We start from the raw sequence: 26,060 nt of genomic DNA on the forward strand, positions 1-26,060 counted from the left end.
TCCTGCGCCAGGGTGCCCGCCAACTGCACCAGGTCCACGGCCGCAAAACGGGCGGTGTCGCCGGCTTCGGCGCGCGACAGCTGCAGCAGGCGTTCGGTGCGGTGGGACAGGGTCTCGAGTGCGTGCAGCGCGGCTTTGGCTTCCGACAGCGGAACATGCGCGCAGGACGTGGCCTGCGCCTGGTCGATCGCGGTATGCAGGCGCAGACGCACCGACGCCAGGGGCGTGCGCAGCTCATGCGCCGCATTGGCCGCGAGCGAGCGCTCAACGTTCAAGGCTTCCTGCAGACGGCCCAGCAGCAGGTTGACGCCCTGGCCCACATGGGCCAGCTCCAGCGGATAGTCGGCGATGCGCAGCGGCTCCAGATGGCGGCCATTGCGCGCCTGGACCTGCTCCTGGATATCGCCCAGGCTGCGCAGCTGCCGGCGCGCCACCCATTGCACGATCAGGCCCAGCACCGGCAGGAACAGCAGCAGCAGCAGCACCAGGCCGGTGAGCGTGTTGCGGCTGGCCTCGCGCCGCTCGGTGAGGGTGTCGGCGATTTGCAGCCACAGCTGCTTGCGCGGTTCATGGAGCGTGAAGATGCGGTAGTCGGCGGTGTCGCTGAAACCTTCGACCAGCGTCGGTGTCCAGCCTTGCGCGGGTGCGGCTTCGGTGCGCACCAGCACGCGGCCCTGCGCGTCGCGCAGCTGCAGCAGCATGGGCGATTCGTGCACCAGATCGGGCGCCTCGGGCATGACCGCGGGAATGTCGGCGCTGCCCGGCACATAGCCCTGGAACGCGAACATCTGCCGGTGCGCGCTTTCCGCGAGTTCGAAATCGAAGTTGTGCTGGATCTGCGAATTGACATACCAGGCGACCAGCACGGTTCCCAGCGTCCAGACCAGCACCACGGCGGTCAGCAGGGAGCGCGTGAGCTGGGCGACCAGGCTGCGCGGGGGGCGGCTCATGGCGGCGCGAGGCGGTAGCCAATGCCGCGCACGGTCTGTATCAACGACGTGCCGAGCTTGCGTCGCAGCCGGCTGATGAAGACTTCGAGCGTATTGCTGTCGCTGCTGTCGTCCCACTGGTAGAGCGCGTCGAGCAGGCGTTCGCGCGTATGCACCTGCTGGGCGCGGCTGGCCAGCACGCGCAGCAAGGCCCATTCCTTGGGCGTGATGACGACCGGGAAACCGCTGGCCTTGACGACTTCGCGCCCCAGGTCGATGCTCACTTCGCCGCGCGTGACGACGGAGCTTGTCTGGTGGCTGCGCCGGCGCTCGACGGCGCGCAGCCGGGCCAGCAGCTCTTCGGGGTCATAGGGTTTGATCAGATAGTCGTCGGCGCCCGCATCGAGCCCGCGGATGCGGTCGCTGACCTGGTCGCGCGCCGTCACCACGACGACCGAGGCCGGGTCGGTCTGGGCCTGGATGGTGGGCAGCAATTGCAGGCCGTCGCCATCGGGCAGGTTCAGGTCCAGCAGCACGGCCGAATAGGCGGCGAGTGCGACCATGGCGCGTGCCTGGCGCAGGTCCACGGCCAGATCGACGAGGAACTGCTTGCCTTGCAGATAGCCCAGGACCGCATTGGCCAGTGCGGCATCGTCTTCGACCAGCAATATGCGCATGGGAGTGGAAAGTGAAAAAGGGCAGCACCCATGGTACTGCGTGCAGGCTGCGCGCAGACAGCGGCAAGTATCCTCCGCCTACATGAACCGAATCTGAACGCCGCATTCAGGGCAGGTTCAGGGCGCAGGCCTAAATTCGCGGCGGTGAACACGCTTGCCCTACTTCCTTCCATCGCTGCACCCGATGCAGCGCCCGCCAACGCCCGCCCAGCGCGCCATGCCAATGGCTCCTGGAAGATGGAGCTTGCGCCGCGCTGGGTTGCGCTGCTGCTGACGCTGTGGTGCACGCTGATGCTCAATGCGCCGCTGTGGTCCAAGCTGGCCCAGCTGCCGGATTTTGTCGACCCCTGGTTCTGGAAGCGCGCGGCCATTGTCGGCCTGATCGCCTGTGCGACCTACTGGTGGTTCATGCTGCTGTCGTGGCCCGGCGTGCGGCGCGTGGGCTGGAGCCTCACGCTGCTCACGGCTGCGGGCATGGAGTACTACATTCAGCATTACGGCATCCTGCTGGACAGCGGCATGGTGCGCAATGTGCTGCAGACCAATACCAGCGAGGCCCTGGCCCTGCTGGGCCCGCGCATAGCGCTGCATATCCTGGTGTTCGGCGGCCTGCCCAGCGTCTGGCTATGGTTCGGCGTGGCGTGGCGGCGTGATGCCTTGTGGCGCGGCGGCTGGCGTTCGCTGCTGCTCGTCCTGGCCAGCTTTGCCTTGCTCGCGGCCGGTGTCGCCGGCATGTACCGCCAGCTCGCCCCCTTGCTGCGCAACCACATGGAACTGCGCTATCTGATCAACCCCACGTCGGGCATCGTCGCGCTGGCCGATGTCACGCTCAAGCCGCTGCTCATGCCTGCGCGGCCGTTTGTGTCCATTCTCGGCGGTGCGGGGCTGGGTGCGAGCTACGGCGCGGCGCAGGCCACGGGCGGCCCGGCGAGCATCCAGCCCGCGTCCCTGGCCGTGGGCACTTCCACGCACAAGCCGCCGCTGCTGGTTCTGGTCGTGGGCGAGACCGCGCGCGGCGACCACTTCGGCATGAACGGCTATGCGCGCGACACCACGCCCAACATGCGCGCACTGAACGCGATCAGCTGGAGCAATGTGCGCTCCTGCGGCACCAATACCGCGGCGTCTGTTCCCTGCATGTTTTCCCATCTGGGCAAGAAGGAGTTCGAAGCGCGCAAGGCCAATCATGAAACGCTGCTTGACGTGGTGCAGGCCGCGGGCCTGGGCGTGACCTGGCTTGACAACCAGTCGGGCTGCAAGGGCGTCTGCGACCGTGTTGCGCATGCCACGGCCTACGACCAGGCCAGCGCCGCGCAGCGCGCCAAGTGGTGCGAGGCCGATGGCGAATGCCTGGACCAGCTGATGCTCGAGCAGCTGGACATGAGCCTGGCCAAGATTCCCGCGCAAAAGCGCGCGGTGGGCACCGTGCTGGCCCTGCACCAGATGGGCAGCCATGGCCCGGCCTATTTCCGCCGCTCGACGGCCCAGGCCAAGCACTTCCGGCCCGAATGCACCACCCAGGTCACATCGGATTGCAGCCAGCAGGACCTGATCAATGTCTACGACAACAGCATCGCCGAGACCGATCTGTTCCTCGCCAAGACCGTGGAGTGGCTCAAGACCAAGGCCGCCGATTATGAAGTCGCGATGGTCTATCTGTCGGACCATGGCGAGTCGCTGGGCGAGAACGGCATCTACCTGCACGGCCTGCCCTATGCGATCGCCCCCGACAGCCAAAAGCATGTGGCCTGGATCACCTGGCCCGGCACGCTGGCCGCGCGCACCCGCACCAATGAAGCCTGCCTGCGCGCCGGCACGGCCCAGCCGCTGACCCATGATTTCTACTATCACACGGTGCTGGGACTGCTCGACGTGCGCAGCCCGACCTACCGCAGCGCGTTCGATGCGTATGCGCCCTGCCGGCAGGCGCTGGTGAGCCGCGCGCCGGGTGCGCCCGATACGCTGTGATCCGCGCATACGCGAGCTAGAAACAGTCGGTAAATTTCGCCTCCGATCGCAAAGGATGCCTGGCGCGGTTCGAGGTCGAAGCGGTTCCGGCAGCCTCGGGACGCAAGCGATTTTTCCTCTCGACTGGACCTCCTTGAAGACCTGGATCGACAGCGTTTTCGGGTGACAAAAACCGAACGCCCATGGCGCCGGCAGGGCTTGATATGAGGGCAAGGTGAAGCGTGGTTGCCTGCGCGCATGGCTGGCATCATGCGGGCGCTCAAACGAGGAACGCCATGGACCACATCACGCCACCGATCCCGCACCCGCCCATCCAGGCCGCGCCACGCAGCGCGCGCTGGAGCTGTTTTCTCCTCGCCGCGGCGGCCTTGCAGCTGTCGGCTTGCGGCGGCGAGGACCGCTCCCAGCAAGTCCCCATGGCCTCCGTCGCCGGCGGCGCCGCACCCGCCGAAGCGGCGCAAAGTCTGGTCCCTCCCGCCGCGGCGCCTGCCCCGAACTGCGATACCCAGACAAACGACACGCCCGAGCAGCTGCTCGAATGCGTGACGCTCGCGGGCGTGCGCGCCCACCAGACCGAACTCGCGGCGATTGCCCAGGCCAACAAGGGCACGCGCATGGCGGGCTCGGCGGGCTACGACGCGTCGCTGGCCTATGCGCGAAAGGTGTTCACCGATGCCGGCTACCGCGTCACGGTCCAGCCTTTCGAATTTCCTCTGTCGCGCATCCACGCGTCCAGCCTGCGCGAGCCCGGCCAGATCTCGGCCGAGTCCATACCGCATCTGGTGGCCGACTACTCGGGCAGCGCCGACATCACGGCCGAGGTGAGCCGCGCGGCCGGACCGGCAGGCTGCGAAGCGGCCGACTTCGCGGGTTTTCCGCGCGGGCATATCGCGCTGCTGCGCCGTGGCGGCTGCGATCTGGCGCAGAAAGTCGCGCAGGCCGTGCAGGCCGGCGCCGTGGGCGTGGTCATCTACAACCTCGACGACGGCGCGCTCACGGGCAGCCTGTCGGCCGAGACGCCGCTGGACCTGCCCGTGGTGATGGTCAGCAAGGCCGAGGGCGAGCGGCTCGCGCAGCGCACGTTCACCGGCGTGCAGTTGCGACTGCAGACCGACACTTCGCGCAGCATGGCCACCACCTACAACCTGCTGGCCGAATCGGTGGGCGGCGATCCCAACCATGTGGCCATGGCGGGAGCACACCTCGATTCGGTGCGCGCGGGCGCGGGCATCAACGACAACGGTTCGGGCGTGGCCGCGCTGCTCGAAACGGCGCGCCAGATGGCGCGCGTGCAGCCGCTGAACCAGCTGCGCTTCGCGCTGTGGGGCGCCGAGGAACAAGGCCTGCTGGGCTCCACGTATTACGTGCGCAAGCTCGACGCCGACCAGCGCGCGAAAATCGGCCTGTACCTGAATTTCGACATGATAGGTTCGCCCAACCATGTGTTCGAAGTCTATGGCGGTGACGGCTCGGCGGGCCGGCAGGCGATTGCGCCGCAGTCCGCACAGATCGTCGAGTTGCTCGAAAGCTTCTATGCGCAGCGCAAGCTGCCATCGAAACGCGTGAACTCGGGAGGGCGCTCGGACCACAAACCGTTCGCCGACGCGGGCATTCCTTTCGGCGGACTGTTTACCGGCGCCGAGGAAATCAAGAGTGCGCAGGAAGCCAAGACCTGGGGCGGCACGGCGGGCGTGGCCTTCGACCCCTGCTATCACCGCGCCTGCGACAACCTGTCGAACTTCGGCGCCGTGGCGCTGGACATCAACGCCGACGCCGTCGCGCATTCCGTGCTGTTCTTCGCCATGCACCGATTGGCGGGTTGAGCCCCCGCAGGCCCGCGCCTGCCGGCCCACCGCTTATAGACAAGCGCCCCGCACGGGCGCTGTCGCCGCCCTCCCGGTCCATCGGCCCCAGCGCTTCGTTCGGGGTCGATGGGCTTTGCTTCGTCCGTGCCACGAGCGGGAAATCCCGGGCCATGCGACAATTTTTGTCTTTCATTGCCCTGGCTGGCGTGGGCCGGGCATGCCACGCATCTATCCCCCCACACTTCCATCGTGCATGGAGTAGGCGCCCCGGCGCAGGATAAAAGTTGCCTGGCGCAATGCCGCCTGCAGTTCCCGATTGGATTCCTCTCCGTATGAATACGTTCATGCCCTCCGGCTACAACCTGTTAGTGGTTGCCGCCTCATTTCTCATTGCCATGTTGGCTTCCTATGTCACGCTGGACCTCGCACGGCGTGTGCGCAGTGCCCAGCGGCGCGTGGGCCTGGCCTGGTGGGCCGCGGGCTCGCTGGTCATGGGCACGGGCATCTGGTCCATGCACTTCCTGGGCATGCAGGCGTTCACGCTGCCCATCACCATTGGCTTTTCGAGCGGCATGACGCTGTTGTCCTGGCTGGCGGCTTTGGCGGCGGCGGGCGTGGCGCTGGAGCTGGCCAGCCGCGAGCATTTTGGCCTGGGGCAACTGGTGCTCGGCGCGCTGGCGATGGGCGCGGGCATCAGCGGCATGCACTACATCGGCATGGCGGCGATGGACATGGCGCCGGGCATTGTCTGGGACCCGTTCATCGTCGCGCTGTCGGTGCTGATCGCGGTGCTCGCGTCGGCGGCGGCGCTGCTGATCTTCAAATTGCTGCGCCAGGTCCATGCGGGCCAGCGGCTCAAGTACCAGCTGGCGGCCTCCTGGGTGATGGCCGTGGCGATCTGCGGCATGCATTACACCGGCATGGCCGCGGCCAGCTTTCTCGTGGGCTCGGTCTGCGGCAGCGCGGGCGAGCTCGGCGGGCCGGGACTCACGGTGCTGGTGGTGATGGCGGCCGGCATGCTGCTGGTCAGCACGCTGTTCACGTCGATTCTGGACGCGCGGCTGCAGAGCACGGCCGAGCGCCTGACCGAGTCGCTGCAGGAGAGCAATGCGCGCCTGAAGGCCGCGAATGACGAACTGCAGCACCGCGCTTTTTCGGATGCGCTGACCGGCCTGCCCAACCGACTGCTGTTCGAGGACCGGCTGCGCCAGGCGCTGCTGCGCCTGGACCGCAGCAACCACGAAGGCGTGGTCGACCGGCTCGCGGTGCTGTTCGTCGACCTCGACGGCTTCAAGCCCATCAACGACTCGTTCGGCCATGCGGCCGGCGACCTGATTCTGCGCGGCGCGGCCGACCGGCTGCGGCTGGAGGGACGCGAAGGCGATACGGTGGCGCGCGTGGGCGGCGACGAATTCCTGCTGCTGCTGGAGAACGTGGCCGACGAGGAGGCCGCCATCGGCGTGGCGCGAAGAGCGCTGACCGCGCTGTCGCAGCCGTTCGAGCTCTCGGGCAAGCAGGTGCAGATCGCCTGCTCCATCGGCATTGCCATCCACCCCGGACACGGCGAACGCAGCAAGCTGGTGGCGAATGCCGACGCGGCCATGTATGCCGCCAAGCGCGCCGGCGGCAGCTGCCATGTGCTGTTCGAGCCGCACATGGGCTCGGATGCATCGGCGCAGCTGGAGCTGCAAAACGACTTGCGCCATGCGCTGGACCGGGGCGAATTGTCGCTGCACTACCAACCCAAGATCGACGGTCTCGACGGCAAGATCTGCGGCGTCGAAGCCTTGCTGCGCTGGACCCATCCCCAATTGGGAATGGTCAGCCCCGCGGTGTTCATCACGCTGGCCGAGCGCTTCGGCCTGATCGGGCGCCTGGGCAGCTGGGTCATCGAAGAGGCCTGCCGACAGATGGCCGAGTGGAAGCGCGAAGGCGCGAACATTCGCGTGGCCATCAATATCTCGGCTTACCAGTTGCGTGACAACGGCCTGACCGCGCGCATCGAGCGCGCGCTGACCGAGCATGGCGTGGCGGCCTCGCAGCTGCTGTGCGAAATCACCGAAACCGTGGCCATGGAAGATATGAAGGCCACGCAGCGCACATTCGACGGTCTGGCGCGTATCGGCGTTTTCCTGTCGATCGACGACTTCGGTTCCGGCTACTCTAGCCTGAACTATCTGCGCCAATTGCCCGCGCGCCAACTGAAGATCGATCGCAGCTTCGTGAACGACCTGGAGTTCAGCGAAGATGCGCGCTCGGTGGTCAATGCGGTGGTGAAGCTCGCGCATGCCTTGAACCTGCGCGTGGTGGCCGAAGGCGTGGAAACCGCCGGCCAGCGCGACATTCTGCTGGCGATGCACTGCGATGAACTGCAGGGTTATTTCTTTGCGCGCCCCATGTCGGCGGACAAGATGCTGGCCTGGTCCCTGGGCGAGAGGACCCGGGCGGCGCTGGACAAGCCACCGGCGGCGCAGGGCTGAGCGCATGGCGGCGCCCTGCGCAGGCGCCGCCCTTTTCGATCAGGCCGCCGCGGACTGCACCGGCTTGTCGAGGTAGGCCGGCAGCAGCTTGGCGGCCGCGCGGAAAATCTCGAATTCGTTGTCATCGAGCGCCAGCGCCTGTGCGTCGAAGTGGCACATGGTTCCGTACAACTCGCCCGCGTTGTCCAGCAGCGGCAAGCCGACATAGGACAGCAGAACGCCCTTGTACTTGTGGCCGTCGAGGCGCAGGTCGGTGGACGAATCCTGCGTGGTGAACAAGCCGTCGCGCAGCGTGAACTGGCAGAAGCTGTCGTTCAACGGCACGACCTGCAGGAACTCGGGAACGATCTCGCCCTGCTTGTCATGCAGGAACATGTTGCGCAGCGCGCCTTCGTGCAGGCGGAAAACACCCGTGTAACGGTGCGGCACGCGGGAATTGAGGAAAGCCAGGCCGGCCGGGCCCTGGCTTTCTAGAGAGCGTTGGTACTCCTGGAGGATGGACGAGTTCATGTCCTGCAGAATACGCTAAATTTTTCAACCCCTGGCGCGCACCGGCGCAGCGCAGCGCTCAGTGCCTTTGCGGATTTTCCAGAAAGAAGCGCAGCATCTGCGCGCTCGCATCCACGCCCGCGGGGTCGGTATAGCTTGCTTCCTGGTTGCCGCCCGACCACGCATGGCCTGCGCCGTGCAACTGCCAGTATTCGACGATGGCCCGGCCCGCGCTGTCGCGGTAGACGGTCTGGCTGTAGTTTTGTCCCTGGGCCGACTGTCCTTCGGTGGGCAAGGCCTCGGTGTCCTGAACTCCCCGGGCCTGGAGCGCCGCGTCGACGATGGCAATGCCGTTGCTGACATGCACGGTGCTGTCGGCATCGCCATGAAAGACGATGGTGGGCGGCATAGGGTCGGACACCGTCGACTCCGTATGCGCAGGGCAGCCGATTTTCATGATAGTGAGCGCTGACATGACATTCGTGGCGCAGCCCCGGGGCAGACCGGAATGCACGCCCACCGCCGCGAACAGTTCGGGATAGGTGCTGCCGAGAATGTCGGCCATCGCTCCGCCTGCCGACAGTCCGGCGACATAGATGCGCGCGCGGTCCACGGGCTGGCTGGCGGCAATCGACAGCGTGAGCGCCGCGAGCACGGCAGGCTCGCCGCGGTCGCGCTGCTGGTTTTGCGGTGTGAACCAGTTCCAGCATTTCTTCGGGTTGTCGCGTTCGGACTGTTCGGGATACAGCACCATCACGCCTTGCGCTCGGGCCTGGACGTTCATCTGGGTGCCGGCCGCGAAATCCTGCGCATCCTGCGTACAGCCATGCAGCATCACGACCATGGGCCGCGGTTGCGCCTGGTGCAGCTGCGGCGGAAGGTATAGCTTGTAGGTCAGCGTGCGCCCGCGGTCGGTGAACGTGCCATCGAGCCATTGCTCGCCAGCAGCCGGTGCCGTCGCCAACTCGCGCTGGGGTGCCAGGGGCGGGGGGGTGATTTCTTCCGGCGCAAGCCAGCGCGCCGCATCGAGTGCTTGCAACTGCGCATCCATGGCGCTGGGGAGAATTCCGCAAACGTGCGCCATCGCGGGTTTCGCGGTGTATTGCAGGTTCTTGCGGGTCCATTTGCGGGCCTGGGCCTGCATTTTTCTAAGCAGATAGTTCACGCATTCTTTCGTTAGCGGCCAGCGGTTGGGAAACTGCCAAGTGCTTGCACTTTTGACCTCCTTGCACTGTCCTCGCTTTATTTATGTTGCACTGCAGCATTTGTCCTCGACCACTGGTAGGTGCTGTCCTACAAGGGGCGATGGCGTGGGCGCATCCCTGCCATGCCGGGGCCCGCGCTCCCGCCCTGGGGTCGACCAGGGGCGCACCGAGGGTCCAAGAGAGGCTTAACTCCACCCCTGCGAAAACGACCCGTGCGCTCGCGCCTGCGCAGGCCTGCTCAAGGAGTTCATTGCCGACAAGTCTTTTCCCTGGGTGGGCGCCAAGTCGGCGTTCAACAAGGCGCGCATGCAGCTGCAGGAATTCGGCGAACTCGGCGACGAATCCCTGACGCCGGCCTTGCATGCAGCGCTGGTGGACTATTCGCGCCAGTACCCCGATCCCGGCATGGTGCGCGTGCGCTTCATTGATCAGTTCGAACAGCTCAAGGCCAGCGGCAAGTACACCGTGCTGCAGTAGCGATACGCACGCGCGATATCGCGCTTCAAGATGGAATGCTGCAGCGCGCCTGAGGCGCGGTGGGGTTGAATCGCAAGCAGGCCATTTCCTGAAGCACAGGCCGAACTTGCGCCTACACCCGGTCGGGCAGGCGCAGACCATCATGGAGCAAGACCGGGCCGTCGTCCGGTTTGCCCACCAGGTAATTGCCTATGTCTGCTTCTGTCAATTCACCGCGCACGCCGCACCACCTGGAATCGCTGTCGTTCACGCGCGCCTGCGCAGACGCATGACGCCGCGCGGCCCGGAAGATCTGCGGGCGGCTCCATTTCAAGGCTTCTGGATGGGGGGGTTCGAAGGTGCGGACCATCGCAACGGCCATGCCCAGTCGCTCGATCCCAACGCCCGCAACGGCCACCGCGAGCGGCTGCACGAAGACTACGCGGCGCTCAAGGCCCAAGGCATTCACGTGGTGCGTGAAAGCATAGGTTGGCGGCTGTTCGAGGAGGGCGGCCAAGGTCTGCAGGCAGTGCAGGCCCAGGCCCGCATCGCGGCCCAGCACCAGCTTCAGGTGGTGTGGACGCTGATGCATTACGGCTGGCCTTTGCGGCTCGATCCTTTCGAGCGGCCTGAAGCTTTCGTCGAGGCGTTCGCCGCGCATTGCGGGCAGATCGCGCAGGCATTGGCGAGCATTGACGGGCCGGCGCCGCTTTACCAGCCGATCAACGAAATCTCCTTTCTGGCCTGGGCTGCCAGCAGCACCGGGCTGGTCCATCCCCATCTGCCTTCCAGTCCCGAGCGCGGCATGCAGCTCAAGCGCGTGCTGGTACGCGCCGCGCTGTGCGCCATCGATGCGATCTGGCGCGTGGCGCCCGCGGCGCGCATTGTGCATACCGACCCACTGATCCATGTCGAGCCGCCGCTGGGCGCGGGTCCGCAGGCCTGTGCGGCCGCCGAAGAGGAAAGCCAGGGCCAGTTCGAAGCCTGGGACATGCTCAGCGGCCGCCTGGCGCCCGAGTTGGGCGGGGCGCCGCGCTACCTCGATGTGATCGGCATCAACTACTACCACAACAACCAGTGGGAGCATGGCACGGGCACGCGCCTGCACTGGCATCTGCAGGACCGCCGCCGCCAGCCTTTTCACCAGCTCGCAACGACGCTGTGGCGGCGCTACGGCCGGCCGCTGTGCATTAGCGAAACCGGTCATGTGGGCGAAGGCCGCGCCGCCTGGCTCGACGATATCGCGGCCGAAGTCATGACATGCGCGGCGCACGGCATTCCCATTGCCGGCCTGTGTCTCTATCCGTTGATAGACCGGCCCGACTGGCAGCAGACCCATGCGTGGCACCACAGCGGACTGTGGGACGTCCCCGGTGCCGACGCTGGCGATTTCACGCGCCACCTTTGCCAGCCATATGCCGTTCGCCTGCGGCACTGGCAGCACGTTCTCGAAGGCCGTTGCCTTCGCCCTACCCACCTCACCTTTGGTACGCCCATGACCAGCATTCTTGTTTTTTCTCATCTGCGCTGGGACTTTGTCTATCAGCGCCCGCAGCAGCTGATGTCGCGCCTGGCCGCCGGCCATCCCATCGTGTTCGTCGAGGAGCCCATTCACGGCGCGGACCAGACACGGCTCGAGCGCTACAGCCCCTGCGCCGGCGTGGAAGTGCTGCGCATGCATCTGCCGGGCAATGCTCCGGGCTTTGACGACCAGCATATGGACGGCATGCGCGCGCTGCTGGCAGAGCATCTGCTGGAGCGCGGTATCAATGACTATCTGCTGTGGTTCTACACGCCGATGGCGCTTCCCCTGGCCCAGGGCCTGGCGCCGCGCGGCATGGTCTACGACTGCATGGATGAGCTCTCGGCGTTTGACTTCGCGCCGCCGGCACTGCTGGCGCGCGAAGCGGCGCTGTTCTCCACCGTGGACCTGGTGTTCACCGGGGGACGCAGCCTCTACGAATCCAAGCGCAGCCGGCATGGGGACGTGCACTGCTTTCCCAGCAGCGTCGACCATGCGCATTTCGGGCGCCGCGGCATTGCCGACCACCCCGACCAGGCCGGGCTTGCGACTCCGCGCCTGGGCTATTACGGCGTGATCGACGAGCGCCTTGATCTGAATCTGGTCGCGGCGCTGGCCCACGCCCATCCGGAATGGCAGGTGGTGATGGTGGGCCCCGTGGTCAAGATCGATGCGGCAAAGCTGCCGCGGCGTCCCAATTTGCACTGGATGGGACAACGCCGCTATGACGAGCTGCCGGCCTATCTCGCGGGCTGGAATGTCTGCCTGATGCCGTTTGCGCTCAATGCGTCGACGCGCTTCATCAGTCCGACCAAGACGCTCGAATATCTGGCCGCGGGCAAGCCCGTGGTCAGCACGCCGGTGCGTGACGTCGCCCAGCAGTATGCGGCGGTCGTGCCGATTGCCGCGACAGCCGATGAATTCGTACGGGCCTGCGAACGCATTCTTGCCTGGACGCTCGAGGAGCAGGCGGACTTCCAGGAAGCTGCTGCCCAAGTGGTCGCTGCGACCTCCTGGGACATCACCGCCGCTGCCATGAACGCACTGCTCGCGCGCTTCGACATTGCTGCTGACACGCTGCCGTCCGCAGGCGCCACGGCCCTGCCATCGATGGCCTGAATCGGCTTTTTACCCACCCCTTTTTCGAAAGATTCTCATGGCCCATATTGCGATTGTCGGCGCCGGTTTTTCCGGTGCCGTACTCGCCCAGGAGCTGGGCAAGGCGGGTCACCGCATCGATGTCTTCGATACCCGCCCACATGTAGCGGGCAACTGCCACACGCTGCGCGACGAGAAGACCCAGGTGATGCTGCACACCTACGGGCCGCATATCTTCCACACGAGCAATCAGCGCGTATGGGACTATGTTCAGCAGTTCGGCACCTTCATGCCTTTCGTCAACCGCGTCAAGGCCGTCACCGGTGGACGGGTGTTTTCGCTGCCTCTCAATCTGCTGACCATCAACCAGTTTGTGCACCAGACGTTCTCGCCCGCGCAGGCCCGGGCGTTCTTCGCCGGGTTCGCTGAGCAGGGCGCGCACGAGCCGGCGAATTTCGAGGAGCAGGCGCTGGCATTGATGGGCCGTGACCTGTATGAAGCCTTTTTCGAGAGCTATACGATCAAGCAGTGGGGCGTATCGCCCACGGCGCTGCCGGCCAGCATTCTCAAGCGCCTGCCGATGCGCTTCAACTACGACGACAACTATTACACCAGCCTGTACCAGGGCATTCCCCGCGACGGCTATACGGCGATCATCGACAACCTTCTGGACTTGCCGAACGTGACGCTGCACCTGGGCACGCGCTTCGAGCGCGCGCTGGCTGGGGGCTATGACCATGTGTTCTGCAGCGGGCCCATCGACGCCTGGTTCGGCTGCGACGAAGGGCGGCTGGGCTACCGCACGCTGGATTTTGTGCGCGAGGACCATGTGGGCGACTACCAGGGCAATGCAGTGATCAACTACTGCGACATGACCGCGCCCTGGACGCGCATCTCCGAGCACAAGCATTTCGCGCCCTGGGAGCAGCATGACCAGACCGTGATCTTCAAGGAGTACAGCCGGCTGTGTGAGGAGAACGATACGCCGTACTACCCGATACGCCTGGTGGCCGAGAAAGCGCTGCTGGCGCATTACGTCCAACGCGCCCATCAGGAGCGGCATGTGACTTTCGTCGGGCGTCTGGGCACCTACCGCTACATCGACATGCATGTGACGATTGCCGAAGCGCTGGAGGTCGCCGAGCAATACCAGCGCAGCCTGCAGGAAAATCTGCCGTTTCCGAGTTTCGTCGTTGATCCCCTGGGCTGAAGCTGCGCCGCAGGCGCACAGGCGTGCATCTGGCCAGGTTGCCTGTTTTTTGAGCATGCCCTGGAAAGCCAGCACTGGCGCCACTTTTTCGAGTTATTCCGGTAGTTATGCACAAGCTTGGACGCCTGGTGTGGGGATAAGACGAACTTGGGCCCAGATGCCGGTTTTTCATGAAACAAATATAGTTTCATGAAAGAAGGAAGCCCGCGCCGCGGCTTCACCGCACGCGCATGTGCGAAAAAAGCCCGGCTGGGGCCTGCCCGGGACCGTTAAGCTGGCAGATTTGGTCACTGCCTCTTCTCGTATGACAAACACCGCCAGCTCCCCTGCGTCTGTCGCCACCCTGATCGAGGACCAGGCCGTTTCACGCGAACAGATGCAAGCGCTGATCCAGTCCGGCCTGCCCGTGGCGTTCGAGCGCTGTGACTTCGAAGGTGTGGACCTTTCGCGGCTGGTCCTGCGCGACTTCGAGTTCAGCGCCTGCTCGTTCATCGAAGCCTCGCTGTTCGCCGCCTCGCTGAGCCGCACGGTCTGGCAAGGCTGCCGCGCCCGCCAGGCCGACTTCGAATCCGCCGACCTGAGCGACGCGCGTTTTCAGTCCTGCGACCTCAACAACACGCGCTGGCGCCGCGCCAAATTGGCCGCGGCTTTCTTCAAGGGCTGCAAGCTCACGGGCGCGAACTTCGAGGAAGTCGCGCACCTGGGCCTGAAGTTCGAAGACACGCTGCTGGTCAGCGCCAACATGCAGCGGCTGTCGTTTCGCAAGCTGCAATTGCAGGACCTCAATTTCTCGGACGCCAACCTGTCAGGCTGCGATTTTCGCGACGCCGTCTTCATCGGCGGCAGCCTGCGCGATGCCCACCTCAAGCTGGCGCGCTTCGAAGGCGCCGATCTGCGCGAGGCCGACATCGGCGGCTTGAAGCTCGAGGACGCGCGGCTGTTCCGCGGCGCGACCATTTCTCACCGCCAGGCCGCGGACCTGCTGATGGAGCTGGGAATCACGGTGGATTGAGCGGGGCGCGAAGGCGGTTCCGTTAAAGTCCTAAGGTGCCTGCATGGCAGCGCGACCCATCCCATCCGCCCCCCTCCCGGAGACTCCGATGATCACCGTCCACCACCTCAACAACTCGCGCTCGCAACGCATTCTCTGGCTGCTGGAAGAGCTGGGCCTGCCCTATGAGATCAAGCGCTATCAGCGCGATCCCAAGACCAGCCTGGCGCCGCCGGAGCTCAAGGCCATCAACCCGCTGGGCAAGTCGCCGGTGATCGAGGACGGCACGCTGGTGCTGACCGAGTCGGGCGCCATCGTCGACTACCTGATACGCCGCCATGGCGGCGGCCGGCTGCAGCCCGATCCCGCGACCCCCGCCTACGATGAATACGTCAAGTGGCTGCACTTCGCCGAAGGCTCGGCGATGCTGCCGTTCATGCTCCATCTCTACGTGGGCCGCCTGGGCGAGGCCGGCGCGCCGCTGCAGCCGCGCATCCAGTCGGAGCTGGCCAATTTCCTGGGCTATATCGATGGCGCGCTGCGCGACACGCCGTATCTGAGGGGCGAGGAGCTCAGCGGGGCCGACATCCAGCTGAGCTTCATCGGCGAGCTGGCCAAGGTGCAGCGCATGGCCGGGCCTTACCCGCATCTGCAGGCCTGGATGGCCAGGCTGCAGGCGCGGCCCGCCTACCAGAAGGCGATAGAGCGCGGCGGTGAATACGCGTACGCCAAGTGACAGCAAAACAGCCCATTCCCTCAACGCAGCCCCCCTCGCATCCATGAAGATCGTATTTCTCGACCGCGCCACGCTGTCCCCCGAAACCACGCTGCGCGCGCCGTCGTTCGCGCACGAACTCGTGAGCCATCAGAACACCGCGGCGCATGAAGTCGCGCAGCGCATTGCCGATGCCGACATCGTCATCAGCAACAAGGTCAAGATCACCGCCGATGTACTGCAGTCCGCCGCACGGCTGAAGCTGGTCGCGGTCGCGGCCACGGGCACCGACAGCGTGGACCTCAAGGCCTGCGCCGCGCGCGGCATCACCGTCAGCAACGTCCGCAACTACGCCCAGCACACCGTTCCCGAGCACACCTTCGCGCTGATGTTCGCGCTGCGCCGCAGCATCTGCGCCTACCGCGACTCGGTCAAGGCCGGGCGTTGGCAGGAGTCGGGGCAGTTCTGCTACTTCGACTACCCGGTGCGCGATCTTGCGGGCTCTACCCTGGGCATCATCGGCGACGGCGCGCTGGGATCGGCCGTGGCAACGATTGCGCGCGCGCTGGGCATGAAGGTGCTGATGGCAGCGCACAAGGGCCGCGCGGGCATGGGCAAGCTCTACACGCCGTTCGAGGAGGTGCTGGCGCGCTCCGACATCATCACGCTGCACTGCCCGCTCAACGCCCAGTCACGCAACATGATTGGCGCCGCGGAGTTCGCGCAGATGGCGCGCCAGCCGCTGATCATCAACACCGCGCGCGGCGGCCTGGTCGACGAGGCGGCGCTGGCCGCGGCCTTGCGCAGCGGCCAGATCGCGGGCGCGGGCTTCGATGTGGTCTCGGCCGAGCCGCCAGCGGCCGACCATCCGTTCATGGCGCTGCTGGATCTGCCGAACTTCATCCTGACGCCGCATGTGGCCTGGGCTTCGCAAGAGGCCATCCAGGGCCTGGCCGATCAGCTGATTGACAACGTCGAGGCCTTTGTGCGCGGCGCGCCGGTCAACGTGGTGCGGCCTGCGGCCTGAGCCGGTGCCGCGTTTTTCGCGCGCCCTTGCCTGTTTTTTGAGCAACCCCTGGAAAGCCAGCACTGGCGCGGCTTTGCGGGGTTGTTGCGGTAGTTATGCACAAGCTTGAGCCCATGCCTTGGGGATAACACGCCCAGCCTTTCTCCGCCTGCGCAGGATCGTCAAGCCGCCAGGGTCGCCAGGCCCAATGCCTGTTCGATATCCGCCGCGAGCTGCTCCACCGGTTCCAGTCCTATGGCCAGGCGCACGATGCCGCCGGTGATCTGGCAATGGTTTCTCCTGGCCTGCTCGGTCTCGGGGTAGTAGGCCGCGAGGCTGTGCACGCCGCCCCAGCTCGCGCCGATCTGGAACGCTTTCAGCGCATCGAAGAAGCGATGCACTTGCGCGCTCGACTGGAACGCCGGCACGAACGACAGCACGCTGCCCCCACCCTGGAACGAGGCCGCCCAGCGCGCATGGCCGCGGTCGCCGGGGCGCGGCGGAAACAGCACGCCGGCCACCGATGCATGGCGCGCGAGCCGCTCGGCCACGGCCAGGGCCGAGGCGCATTGGTGGGTGTAGCGCAGCGCGAAGGTGTCCAGCCCGCGCAGCGCGAGAAAGCAGTCATCGGGGCTCACGGCCTGGCCCAGGACGCTTTGCGCCGTGCGGAATTTCTCGTAGAGCGCGCGGCTGTCGGTGGCAATGCTGCCCAGCAGCAGGTCGGAGTGTCCGCCGAACCATTTCGACGCGGCTTCGACCACGATGTCGACGCCGGCCACCACACCCTGGAAACCCAGCGGCGAGGCCCAGCTGTTGTCGAGCACGGTCAGCACGCCCGCGGCCTTGGCGGCCTGCACGATGGCCGGAATGTCCTGCATCTCCATGGTCAGCGAGCCAGGCGACTCCATGAAGATGAGTTTGGTTTGGGGCCGGATCCGCTGCGCGATCTCCGCGCCCGCGCTCGGGTCGTAGGTCTCGCACTGCACGCCGAAGCGCTGCAGGTAGTCCCGGGCGAAAGTGCGCAGCGGGCCGTAGGCCGAGTCGGCGATCAGCACATGGTCGCCGGCGCTCAGCAGCGCCAGGCCGACCTGGCACAGCGCGGCCTGGCCCGAAGGCGCGATCACGCAAAAACGCGCGCCTTCCAGCTGGGCGATGCGCTCTTCGAGCGCGCGTGTCGTCGGCGTGCCGGTCACGCCATAGGTGTAGCCGTCGAACACGCGCTCCTTGCGCGAGGTGAAGTCGGCGATGTTGTCGAACAGCACGGTGGACGCGCGCCAGACGGCGGGCGACAGGCTGCGGAAATCATCCATTCTTGGGGCCGCGAGGGGCGCTTTCTCTGTCATCTGGATTCCTGTCGGGGGCTTCATTCGGGCTTGATGCCCAGGTCGGCGACCACCTTGGCCCACTTCGTGGCTTCGGCGCGCACAAAGGCCATGGTGTCGTCGGGGGCCTGGCTTTGCAGATGGATCGCCAGGCTGGAGATGCGCGCCTGCACGCGCTTGTCGGCCAGCGATGCGGCCGTGGCCTTGTACAGCGTGGCGATGATGGGCGCGGGTGTTTTCGCGGGCACGACCAGCGCCCACCATTGGCCGAAGTCCATGCTCGCCAGGCGCAATTCGCTCGCGCAAGGCGTGTTCGGCAGCTGGGGAATGCGGCGGCTGCCCGTGACCATCAGCGGCACGATCTTGCCCGCGGCCAGCAGGCTGCTGGCACTGGCCAGCGTGCAGAAGTGGCCCAGCACGATGCCCGCCGCCACATCGGTGAGCGCGGGTGCCGAGCCCTTGTACGGAATCAGGTCGAGCGGGACCTTGGTTTCCTTGGCGATCAGCCCGGCCGCGAGGTGGCTGATGCTGCCGTTGCCGCTGGTGGCGATGGTGAACGGGTCGGCGGCCTTGCGCGCATCGGCGAGAAAGCTGGAGAACTGGCCCGGCTTGTATTTCTGCGCGCTGACGAACAGCACCAGCGGCGAGTCGCCCAGCAGCGAAATCGCGGCGGTGTCGTTCATGATGTCGTAGGACACGCGCTGGAACACCGACGGGGCGATCGCGTGGGCCAGCTCGATCACGGCCGCGGTATAGCCATCCGCCGGCGACTTGGCCATGGCGTCTATGCCCAATCGGCCCGACGCGCCGGGGCGGTTGTCGACCACCACGGGCTTGCCCAGCACATCGGTCAGGTTCTGGCCCACCGCGCGGGACAGCACGTCGGTGCTGCCGCCGGCCGACCAGGGCACGATCAGTTTGATCGGCCGGCCGGGGTAAATCGAATCGGCCCATGATTTACCAAAAGGCGCGAGCGCGCCCATGGCCGCCCCGCCAATACCCAGCAACGCATTTCGACGATTGAGAGAGTAATTCATTTGAATGCACCAATGCCCATGACTGTGCCATATGAAGCCAGATGAACGGCAGGCGTTTATCTGGAAGCCAGGTCCATACTCTAAAATCGCTACCAATTACAATCAATGACCGAACTGCGGTCATCCATGTTCAAACCTTATAGGCCGTGTATGAACTTTCGCCAAGTCGAGGCTTTCCGGGCGGTGATGATCACGGGCTCGGCCTCACGCGCCGCGGACTTGCTGCAGATCACCCAGCCGGCGATCAGCCGCAGCATCCTGGAGCTGGAGAAGACCACGGGCTTTCAGCTGTTCGACCGCATCCGCGGGCGCCTCGTGCCCACGGCCGAAGGGCAGTTGTTCTTTCGCGATGTGGAGCACACCTTCCAGGGCCTGGACCGGCTGCGCGTGAGCGCGGCGCGCATCCGCGACTTCGGCACGGGCGACATCCGCATGGCCAGCCTCGCGGCCATGGGCTCGACGCTGGTGCCGCACGCGCTGCGGCTGTTTCGTGCCCAGCATCCGTCGATCGCGGTCACCTTGCAGGTGGGCGCGTCGTCGACGGTGCGCGAGCTGGTGATGGGCAGCCGCTTCGACGTGGGGCTGGCCGCGGACGAAATCGATGTCTCGGGTCTGGAGCACCAGCTGTTCGCCACGCCCAAGGCCGTGTGCGCCATGCCCGTGGGCCACAGGCTTTGCGAGCGCCAGGTGATCACGCCCGAAGACCTGGCCGACGAGCCCTTCATCGCGCTGTCGCCCGAAGACACGGTGCGCCACAAGCTGGAGAAAGTGTTCCAGGCCAGCAGTGTGCGGCCCCGGGTGATCGCCGAGACGCCCAATTCGTCCACGGTCTGCGCGCTGGCGATGGAAGGGCTGGGCGTGGGCCTGGTGAATCCGTATGCGGCCGACGGATACGCCGCGCGCGGCGTGGTGTTCCGGCCGTTCTCGGCCGCCGTGCATTTCCGCACCCTGCTGATCTTCAGGCCCGACCTGCCCAAGTCGCGCATCGTGCGCGACCTGGCCTCCTGCCTGTTCGAAGCGCGCAATGCGCGCGCCGAGCGCCTGGTCAACTGAGGCCGGTCCATCAGGTTTGGTAATGACAAGTGCTGCCCTTGTCATTGTTCTTATGGGTGGGCGCGTCTTAAAGTAATGACGCCCCTTCCCGATACGCGATGGTTTATTTTCCGGCGATTCATGATCGGGAGAGGTTGCGACGTTCTGGTGATTTACGGAATCGATTATCTGATTCGCGTGGTTTCACCGGATTTCTCCAATAACTCATATTCCATCATGATTCAAAGGCGTAATTTTCTTCAGGCTGCGGCATGGACCGCAGGCACCTTGCCGGCGATTTCCTTTGCCGCGGGCAACCGGCCCAAGGTCGGGATCATTGGCGCGGGGATCATAGGCGCGGCGATTGCGGCCTACCTCGTGGACGCCGGCGCGGAAGTGGTCATTTTCGAGAAGGACGAACCGGCTTCGGGCGCGACCCGGGCGTCGCTGGCCTGGATCAACCCCAGCACCGCCAACGCCCATTACCGCGACCTGCGGCTGGAAAGCATGGGCGAGTGGCTGCGCTTCGAGCACAAGCTCAAGCTCGACGTGGTCTGGGGCGGCTCGATCAGCTGGAGCGACAACGAAGAAAAAGCCAAGAATCTGGACCAGCGCGAGGAGGTGCTGCGCGCGAGCAGCGCCGCCCCGCGGCATCTGACCCAGGCCGACATCAAGGCGCTGAGCCCGGCCATGGAGCCGGGCGACACCAAGGCCGGCTTCTTTCTGCCCCAGGACGGCCATGTCGACCCGGTGGAAACGACGCGCAAGATACTGGCCTATGCCGTCGCCAAGGGCGCCCGGCTGCTCTACCCCTGCGCCGTCGACGAGATCGTGCGCGAGCAGGGCCAGATCAAGAGCGTGCGCACGGCGCAAGGCGAGTTCGCGCTCGACTATCTGGTGTCGGCCTGCGGCACCGACACGTCCGCGATGCTCGAAAAAGTCGGGGTGAAGATAGGCATGAATGCCGTGCCCGGCCTGAAGATCCACACCCAGCCGATTGCCGCGACCACGCGCATGGTCTATGACTTCTCCAGCGCGCTCGAGTGGAAGCAGATGCCCAACGGCGAAGCGGTGGCGATCTATGTGGGCGGGCCGCCGAAGTCGCCGGTCCATGCGCCGGTTTTTGCCGGCACGCTGCGCAGCCATCCCACGCAGGAGCTCGCGGCCATGCACGGCGAGAGCCTCAAGGCCAAGGTCGCGAAGTACTGGCCCGCGCTGCAGGACGCGCAGCTCAAGAGCGTGGTCGTGGGCTATCGCCCCATGCCGCTGGACGGCTTGCCGATGATAGGCCAGGTGCCTGGCGTCCAGGGCATGTACATGGTCGCCACGCACAGCGGCGTCACGCTCGCGCCCTTGCTCGGCAAGTACGCCGCGCAGGAAATCCTGACCCGGGAAAAGGCGCTGGTGCTTGCGAAGTACCGTCCCGAGCGCTTTCTTTGACCGGCTGGGCCCTCAGGGCAGTTTGCCCATGGGCGCGGCCTGCACCAGCCAATCGCTGAACGCCTGCATGGCGCCGGTCACGGGCCGTGACTTGAGCCGCGTGAGCCAGTACTGGCCGGTGTGGATTTCGGTCTCGAACGGCCGCACCAGCCGGCCCTGCTGGAGTTCGTGCGCAAACATGCGCACCGGCAGCAGCGCAATGCCCGCACCCTGGGCCGCGGCCTGCGCCATGGTCAGCGATGAATCGAACACCGCGCCGCGCAGCAGCGGGCAGGGCGTGGCTGCCGCGGCAAACCAGGCGAGCCATTCGTCGGCGCGATAGGAGCGCAGCAAGACCTGGCCCGCAAGATCGCCGGGCGTGTGCAAGCCCGCGGCCAAGGCCGGCGTGCACATCGGCGACAGTGGGGCCGCGAGCAGTGCCCGGGCTTCTGTGCCATGCCAGGCGCCGTCGCCGAAGCGGATCGCGTAATCCAGGCCTTCGCCCGCGATGTCGACGCGGTTGTTGTGGGTGAACAGCCGGAAGTCGACGAAAGGATGGGATTGCTGGAAGTCGCGCAGGCGCGCAATGAGCCAGCCGACGGCAAAGGTGCCGACCACGCCCACGGTCAGCGCCTCGCGTGCGCGCCCGTCGCCGAACTGCTCGAGCAACTGGCCTATGCGCTCGAACGACTGGGCCAGCACCGGCAGCAGCGCCTGGCCTTCGTCGGTCAGCGCCAGGCCGCGCGGCAGCCGGCGAAACAGCGGCACCTTGAGCCTGTCTTCGAGGTTCTTCACATGCTGGCTGACCGCGGTCTGGGTGACGTTGAGCTCGGCGGCGGCGCGCGTGAAGCTCAGGTGGCGCGCGGACACTTCGAAAGCGCGCAAGGCGTTCAACGGCAGGTGCATACAGAAAGCTCGTTTCACCCCCAGTTTTTCTGGGGTCAAAGCTCGATTATTACTGTTTGTGCCTGGCATTCAGCACGGGCATCATCGCTTTCATTCAACAACACACAAGGAAAACATGGAGCGACGTCCTTTCATTCGCGCGGCCGGCCTGGCTGCAGTCACGGTACTGAGCGCTGGCTGCACGCTGGCCCGCAGCCCTTCCACCGCACAGGCGGATCGCTTCAAACGCGAGGTCGAGCAGATCGAACGCGACAGCGGCGGCCGGCTGGGCGTGGCCGTGCTCGATACCCACACCGGCCTGGCGTTCGCCCACCGCGGCGCCGAGCGCTTTCCCATGTGCAGCACCTTCAAGTTCCTGGCCGCGGCCCTGGTGCTGGCGCGCGTGGACCAGGGCCAGGAGCAGCTCGCGCGGCGCATTGCGGTGCAGGCCAGCGACATCGTCCCGCATGCGCCGGCCACCGGTGCGCGCGTCGGCGGCGCGCCCATGAGCATGGCCGAGCTCTGTGAGGCAGCGGTCACGCTCAGCGACAACCCCGCGGCCAATCTGATGCTGCAGAGCTTTGGCGGGCCCGCGGCGCTGACCGCGTATGCGCGCAGCCTGGGCGATGCGTTCACGCGCCTGGACCGCATCGAGCCTGAACTGAACGAAGCCCTTCCTGGCGATCCGCGCGACACCACCACGCCCGAAGCCATGCTGCAGACGCTGCGCAAGATCGTGCTGGGCGATGCGCTGTCGCCGGCGTCGCGCGCGCAGATGACGCGCTGGTTGGTGGACAACAAGACGGGCGACCGCAAACTGCGCGCGCAACTGCCCGCAGGCTGGCGTGTGGGCGACAAGACCGGTGGCGGCGCCTACGGCACCAACAACGACGTCGGCGTGCTGTGGCCGCCGGGCCGTGCGCCGCTGCTGGTCAGCAGTTATCTGACGCAGACCAAGGCGGATCAGGCAACGCGCGATCTGGCGCTGGCGCGCGTCGGTCGCCTCGCGGCGTCGCTGGTCACTGCCACCTGACGGCGGCTGGGCGCGCAAGCATTCGGGCCTGCCGTGCCCGGGATGATGCGCGAGGCGCCGCGCAGGCGCTTTTCTGCACCCGGGCGCGGACGACATGCATTCCTGAATATAGTCATATAAGGTACTATATTCAGTACTTTGATATAAATAAATTATGCAAGGTGCGAAAATTGGTACTTTATAGTCCATGAAGTTGTTGGTAGATAAGATATGCTAAAGTACGAAAAAACGTCTTTTATCGATATTTTTTCGATCAACATACGGAAAAAGGTACTTTATGGAGCAGATCAAAACTCCAGAGGATCTTGAGCTCGAGCTGGGCGAGCAGCTGCGCGCCGAGCGCCTGCGGCAAAACATCACCATGGAAGACCTGTGCCTCAAGGCCGGAGTGTCCAAGCAGACGCTGCGCGCGCTCGAGACGGGTTCGGGCAGCCGTGTGATCTCGCTGATCCGCGTGATCGATGCCCTGGGCCATGGCCAATGGCTCACCACGTTCCGTCCGCCGGTGCGCATCAGCCCCTTGCAGATCGCGCGCGGCGTGGCCTCGCGCCAGCGCGCGGCGCGCAGCGTCTACGCCAGGAAGCTGCGGCTGGAGCGCGGCGACGGGCCGGCCTGAGCCGCCGCAGAAATCAACGCTGAGAGAACAAGACCATGGCAACGCGCAAGAGTGCTTTCAAGGCCGTCCAGGCCGTGACCGTGAACATCTGGGGAATGGACGTGGGCGCGGTGGCGCTGGACCCCGACACCGGCTATTACGCCTTTGAATACGAGCCCCGGTTCGTGCGCTCGGGCATGGAGCTGTCGCCGCTGCAGATGCCGCTGGCCCAGGCCAATGCGCCGTTCGTGTTTCCCAATTTGCCCATCGCCACCTACCAGCGCCTGCCCGCCATGCTGGCCGATGCGCTGCCCGACCGCTTCGGCAATGCGCTGATCAACGCCTGGATGGCCGAGCGCGGCATTGCGCCCGGCAATGTGACGGCGCTCGATCGCCTGGCCTACATGGGCCAGCGCTCCATGGGCGCGCTGACGTTCAAGCCCAGCCGCGGCCCGCAATCGTCGGCCGCGACCGCCGTGCAGATGTCGCAGCTCGTGGCCCAGGCGCGCTCGGTGATCAGCGGCGACTTTGCGGGCAGCGACCATGCGAGCGAACTGCTGCGCCAGATCATCCAGGTGGGCACGTCGGCCGGCGGCGCGCGCGCCAAGGCGACGATCGCCTGGAGCCGCAGTACCCAGGAAGTGCGCACCGGCCAGTTCGAGATTCCCGAAGGCTATGAAGCCTGGCTGCTCAAGTTCGACGGCATAGGCCTGGACAGCCAGCTGGGCCCGGGTCGCAACTACGGCCGCATCGAGTACGCCTACTCGCTGATGGCCGGCGCGGCCGGCGTCACGATGTCGGACTGCCGCCTGCTCGAAGAGGGCGGCCGTGCCCACTTCATGACCCAGCGCTTCGACCGCGACGGCAATGCGCGCCACCACATGCAGACGCTGTGCGGCATGGCGCACCTGGACTTCAACCAGCAGGAGTCGCACAGCTACCACCAGCTGTTCCAGACGCTGCGCCAGCTGCAGCTCGACGAGACCGCGTATGCGCAGACGCTGCGCCGCATGGTGTTCAACGTGCTCGCCGCGAACAACGACGACCACACGAAGAACTTCTCGTTCCTGCTGCGCCAGGGCGGGCCATGGGAACTGGCGCCGGCCTATGACGTGACCTATGCCTATGATCCCGGCAATGTCTGGTTGCGCCAGCATCTGATGTCGGTCAACGGCAAGTTCGCGCGCATCACGCGCGAAGACCTGCGCGCGGTCGCCAACACCTACCAATTGCGCGGTGTCTGCGACGCCATCATCGACCAGGCCCAGGCGGCGATCGCGCGCTGGCCGGAGTTTGCCGCCCAGGCCGGTCTGCCCGACGAAGTGCGCGACCAGATCGCGGCCACGCACAGGGAAATGGCCGGCCATCTGGCGGCATGAGTGGCTGCCGTCGGCACCCTTCCAAACACAGGAGACCTTGATGACGCTGACCGTTCACCACCTCGAAACTTCGCGCTCGCAGCGCATCCTGTGGCTGCTCGAAGAGCTGGGTCTGCCGTATACGCTGCGCGTCTACCAGCGCGACCCCAAGACCAGGCTGGCACCGCCCGAACTCAAGGCCATACACCCCCTGGGCAAGTCGCCGGTGATCACCGACGGCGATACGGTGGTCGCCGAATCGGGCGCGATCATCGAGTACCTGGTCGAATGCCATGGCACCCAGGCGCTGGCCGAGCTGGCCCATCTCGAGCCCGCGAGAGGCACGCCCGAGCACCGCGAATGCCGCTTCTGGATGCATTACGCCGAAGGTTCGCTGATGAACTGGCTGGTGATGAAGCTGGTGTTCGACACCATTCCACGCCAGCCCATGCCGTTCTTCGTGCGCCCCATCGCGCGCGGCCTGTGCGCCAAGGTGCAGCAGATGCTGGTCGGCCCGAACGTGCAGACCGCGCTGGCGTTCATGGACGCGCATCTGGCGCGCAATACCTGGTTCGCGGGCGAACACCTGACCATGGCCGACTTCCAGATGAGCTTTGCGGTCGAAGCCGCGCTGGCGCGCAGCGGCAACGAATCGGCCTGGCCCCATCTACTGGCCTACCGCGAGCGCATGCGCGCGCGGCCCGCCTACCAGCGCGCCTTGCAAAAGGGCGGGCCGGTGGTGATCGGCTCCTGAGTCTGTTGAAGCGCGGCTCCCACCACCGTTCGCCTTGAGCCTGTCGCAGGGTAGGTTCCTATCCCCCGTTCGCC

The 26,060-nt window shown here is 65.9% G+C and carries 22 protein-coding genes; 15 read left to right on the forward strand and 7 right to left on the reverse strand.

Annotation, left to right across the window (positions count from 1 at the left end; all coding sequences use genetic code 11):
* Both KHY18_RS15130 and KHY18_RS15135 read right to left on the reverse strand, forming a co-directional pair.
* Positions 1-950, reverse strand: a 950-nt coding sequence (locus KHY18_RS15130; protein ID WP_213301424.1) for a histidine kinase dimerization/phospho-acceptor domain-containing protein, incomplete at its 3' end; no start/stop codon positions are given.
* Complete coding sequence (locus KHY18_RS15135; protein ID WP_213301427.1) at positions 947-1,606, reverse strand: response regulator; 660 nt, start codon at positions 1,604-1,606, stop codon at positions 947-949. The genes KHY18_RS15135 and KHY18_RS15130, both read right to left, overlap by 4 nt.
* A gap of 144 nt (positions 1,607-1,750) precedes the next feature.
* On the opposite strand from KHY18_RS15135, the gene KHY18_RS15140 reads away from it, so the two are divergent.
* The 3 genes from KHY18_RS15140 to KHY18_RS15150 all read left to right on the forward strand — a co-directional run bounded on the left by KHY18_RS15140 (position 1,751) and on the right by KHY18_RS15150 (position 7,859).
* Positions 1,751-3,574 (forward strand): phosphoethanolamine transferase, encoded by a 1,824-nt coding sequence (locus KHY18_RS15140; RefSeq protein WP_349630301.1) that lies wholly within the window; start codon positions 1,751-1,753, stop codon positions 3,572-3,574.
* A 275-nt stretch (positions 3,575-3,849) separates the two neighbouring features.
* Positions 3,850-5,397: a M28 family peptidase gene (locus tag KHY18_RS15145; protein ID WP_213301430.1), complete on the forward strand. Its 1,548-nt coding sequence runs from the start codon at positions 3,850-3,852 to the stop codon at positions 5,395-5,397.
* A gap of 314 nt (positions 5,398-5,711) precedes the next feature.
* Positions 5,712-7,859, forward strand: a complete 2,148-nt coding sequence (locus tag KHY18_RS15150; protein WP_213301433.1) for a bifunctional diguanylate cyclase/phosphodiesterase — start codon at positions 5,712-5,714, stop codon at positions 7,857-7,859.
* Positions 7,860-7,898: 39 nt separating this feature from the next.
* Here the strand turns inward: KHY18_RS15150 and KHY18_RS15155 are convergent, their stop codons facing one another.
* Positions 7,899-8,369: a hypothetical protein gene (locus KHY18_RS15155; RefSeq protein WP_213301436.1), complete on the reverse strand. Its 471-nt coding sequence runs from the start codon at positions 8,367-8,369 to the stop codon at positions 7,899-7,901.
* A 58-nt stretch (positions 8,370-8,427) separates the two neighbouring features.
* A complete protein-coding gene (locus KHY18_RS15160; protein ID WP_349630302.1) occupies positions 8,428-9,513 on the reverse strand; it encodes an extracellular catalytic domain type 1 short-chain-length polyhydroxyalkanoate depolymerase in 1,086 nt (361 codons plus the stop codon).
* Between the two features lie 313 nt (positions 9,514-9,826).
* Between KHY18_RS15160 and KHY18_RS15165 the strand changes: the two genes are divergently transcribed.
* From KHY18_RS15165 to KHY18_RS15190, 6 genes are all read left to right on the forward strand, one after another.
* A complete protein-coding gene (locus KHY18_RS15165; RefSeq protein ID WP_213301439.1) occupies positions 9,827-10,030 on the forward strand; it encodes a hypothetical protein in 204 nt (67 codons plus the stop codon).
* Between the two features lie 322 nt (positions 10,031-10,352).
* Positions 10,353-12,650 (forward strand): glycosyltransferase, encoded by a 2,298-nt coding sequence (locus KHY18_RS15170; RefSeq protein ID WP_249729148.1) that lies wholly within the window; start codon positions 10,353-10,355, stop codon positions 12,648-12,650.
* 37 nt (positions 12,651-12,687) lie between these two features.
* The gene (locus tag KHY18_RS15175) at positions 12,688-13,839 is read left to right on the forward strand and encodes a UDP-galactopyranose/dTDP-fucopyranose mutase family protein (RefSeq protein ID WP_213301445.1); all 1,152 of its coding nucleotides are present in this window, start codon (positions 12,688-12,690) and stop codon (positions 13,837-13,839) included.
* 304 nt (positions 13,840-14,143) lie between these two features.
* Positions 14,144-14,851: a pentapeptide repeat-containing protein gene (locus KHY18_RS15180; RefSeq protein WP_213301448.1), complete on the forward strand. Its 708-nt coding sequence runs from the start codon at positions 14,144-14,146 to the stop codon at positions 14,849-14,851.
* A gap of 88 nt (positions 14,852-14,939) precedes the next feature.
* The gene (locus KHY18_RS15185; protein ID WP_213301451.1) at positions 14,940-15,566 is read left to right on the forward strand and encodes a glutathione S-transferase family protein; all 627 of its coding nucleotides are present in this window, start codon (positions 14,940-14,942) and stop codon (positions 15,564-15,566) included.
* Positions 15,567-15,609: 43 nt separating this feature from the next.
* The gene (locus tag KHY18_RS15190) at positions 15,610-16,572 is read left to right on the forward strand and encodes a D-2-hydroxyacid dehydrogenase (RefSeq protein WP_213301454.1); all 963 of its coding nucleotides are present in this window, start codon (positions 15,610-15,612) and stop codon (positions 16,570-16,572) included.
* A gap of 161 nt (positions 16,573-16,733) precedes the next feature.
* On the opposite strand, the gene KHY18_RS15195 is transcribed toward KHY18_RS15190, so the two are convergent.
* A complete protein-coding gene (locus tag KHY18_RS15195; protein ID WP_213301457.1) occupies positions 16,734-17,861 on the reverse strand; it encodes a trans-sulfuration enzyme family protein in 1,128 nt (375 codons plus the stop codon).
* 53 nt (positions 17,862-17,914) lie between these two features.
* On the reverse strand, positions 17,915-18,910 hold the full coding sequence (locus KHY18_RS15200) for a Bug family tripartite tricarboxylate transporter substrate binding protein (protein ID WP_249729149.1): 996 nt from the start codon (positions 18,908-18,910) through the stop codon (positions 17,915-17,917).
* Between the two features lie 150 nt (positions 18,911-19,060).
* On the opposite strand from KHY18_RS15200, the gene KHY18_RS15205 reads away from it, so the two are divergent.
* Both KHY18_RS15205 and KHY18_RS15210 read left to right on the forward strand, forming a co-directional pair.
* Entirely contained in the window at positions 19,061-19,963 is a 903-nt protein-coding gene (locus KHY18_RS15205) for a LysR substrate-binding domain-containing protein (protein WP_213301460.1), read from the forward strand.
* Between the two features lie 267 nt (positions 19,964-20,230).
* The gene (locus KHY18_RS15210) at positions 20,231-21,382 is read left to right on the forward strand and encodes an NAD(P)/FAD-dependent oxidoreductase (RefSeq protein ID WP_213301462.1); all 1,152 of its coding nucleotides are present in this window, start codon (positions 20,231-20,233) and stop codon (positions 21,380-21,382) included.
* A 12-nt stretch (positions 21,383-21,394) separates the two neighbouring features.
* On the opposite strand, the gene KHY18_RS15215 is transcribed toward KHY18_RS15210, so the two are convergent.
* A complete protein-coding gene (locus tag KHY18_RS15215) occupies positions 21,395-22,267 on the reverse strand; it encodes a LysR family transcriptional regulator (protein ID WP_213301465.1) in 873 nt (290 codons plus the stop codon).
* Between the two features lie 115 nt (positions 22,268-22,382).
* On the opposite strand from KHY18_RS15215, the gene bla reads away from it, so the two are divergent.
* From bla to KHY18_RS15235, 4 genes are all read left to right on the forward strand, one after another.
* A complete protein-coding gene (bla, locus tag KHY18_RS15220; RefSeq protein ID WP_213301468.1) occupies positions 22,383-23,279 on the forward strand; it encodes a class A beta-lactamase in 897 nt (298 codons plus the stop codon).
* 277 nt (positions 23,280-23,556) lie between these two features.
* Entirely contained in the window at positions 23,557-23,895 is a 339-nt protein-coding gene (locus KHY18_RS15225; RefSeq protein WP_213301471.1) for a helix-turn-helix domain-containing protein, read from the forward strand.
* A 35-nt stretch (positions 23,896-23,930) separates the two neighbouring features.
* Entirely contained in the window at positions 23,931-25,253 is a 1,323-nt protein-coding gene (locus KHY18_RS15230) for a type II toxin-antitoxin system HipA family toxin (RefSeq protein WP_213301474.1), read from the forward strand.
* Between the two features lie 40 nt (positions 25,254-25,293).
* Positions 25,294-25,986, forward strand: a complete 693-nt coding sequence (locus tag KHY18_RS15235) for a glutathione S-transferase family protein (protein WP_213301477.1) — start codon at positions 25,294-25,296, stop codon at positions 25,984-25,986.
* The last annotated feature ends 74 nt before the right edge of the window (positions 25,987-26,060 follow it).

The sequence above is a fragment of the Acidovorax sp. CCYZU-2555 genome (assembly GCF_018413525.1).
Taxonomy (GTDB): domain Bacteria; phylum Pseudomonadota; class Gammaproteobacteria; order Burkholderiales; family Burkholderiaceae_C; genus Comamonas.

Bases quoted from the DNA above. Each gene is read 5' to 3' on its own strand.
- KHY18_RS15145 (WP_213301430.1), top strand. From the start codon at position 3,850: ATGGACCACATCACGCCACCGATCCCGCACCCGCCCATCCAGGCCGCG.
- KHY18_RS15200 (WP_249729149.1), bottom strand. From the start codon at position 18,910: ATGAATTACTCTCTCAATCGTCGAAATGCGTTGCTGGGTATTGGCGGG.
- KHY18_RS15190 (WP_213301454.1), top strand. From the start codon at position 15,610: ATGAAGATCGTATTTCTCGACCGCGCCACGCTGTCCCCCGAAACCACG.
- KHY18_RS15195 (WP_213301457.1), bottom strand. From the start codon at position 17,861: ATGGATGATTTCCGCAGCCTGTCGCCCGCCGTCTGGCGCGCGTCCACC.
- KHY18_RS15150 (WP_213301433.1), top strand. From the start codon at position 5,712: ATGAATACGTTCATGCCCTCCGGCTACAACCTGTTAGTGGTTGCCGCC.
- bla (WP_213301468.1), top strand. From the start codon at position 22,383: ATGGAGCGACGTCCTTTCATTCGCGCGGCCGGCCTGGCTGCAGTCACG.
- KHY18_RS15170 (WP_249729148.1), top strand. From the start codon at position 10,353: ATGGGGGGGTTCGAAGGTGCGGACCATCGCAACGGCCATGCCCAGTCG.
- KHY18_RS15175 (WP_213301445.1), top strand. From the start codon at position 12,688: ATGGCCCATATTGCGATTGTCGGCGCCGGTTTTTCCGGTGCCGTACTC.
- KHY18_RS15235 (WP_213301477.1), top strand. From the start codon at position 25,294: ATGACGCTGACCGTTCACCACCTCGAAACTTCGCGCTCGCAGCGCATC.
- KHY18_RS15225 (WP_213301471.1), top strand. From the start codon at position 23,557: ATGGAGCAGATCAAAACTCCAGAGGATCTTGAGCTCGAGCTGGGCGAG.
- KHY18_RS15180 (WP_213301448.1), top strand. From the start codon at position 14,144: ATGACAAACACCGCCAGCTCCCCTGCGTCTGTCGCCACCCTGATCGAG.
- KHY18_RS15155 (WP_213301436.1), bottom strand. From the start codon at position 8,369: ATGAACTCGTCCATCCTCCAGGAGTACCAACGCTCTCTAGAAAGCCAG.
- KHY18_RS15215 (WP_213301465.1), bottom strand. From the start codon at position 22,267: ATGCACCTGCCGTTGAACGCCTTGCGCGCTTTCGAAGTGTCCGCGCGC.
- KHY18_RS15230 (WP_213301474.1), top strand. From the start codon at position 23,931: ATGGCAACGCGCAAGAGTGCTTTCAAGGCCGTCCAGGCCGTGACCGTG.
- KHY18_RS15185 (WP_213301451.1), top strand. From the start codon at position 14,940: ATGATCACCGTCCACCACCTCAACAACTCGCGCTCGCAACGCATTCTC.
- KHY18_RS15205 (WP_213301460.1), top strand. From the start codon at position 19,061: ATGAACTTTCGCCAAGTCGAGGCTTTCCGGGCGGTGATGATCACGGGC.
- KHY18_RS15135 (WP_213301427.1), bottom strand. From the start codon at position 1,606: ATGCGCATATTGCTGGTCGAAGACGATGCCGCACTGGCCAATGCGGTC.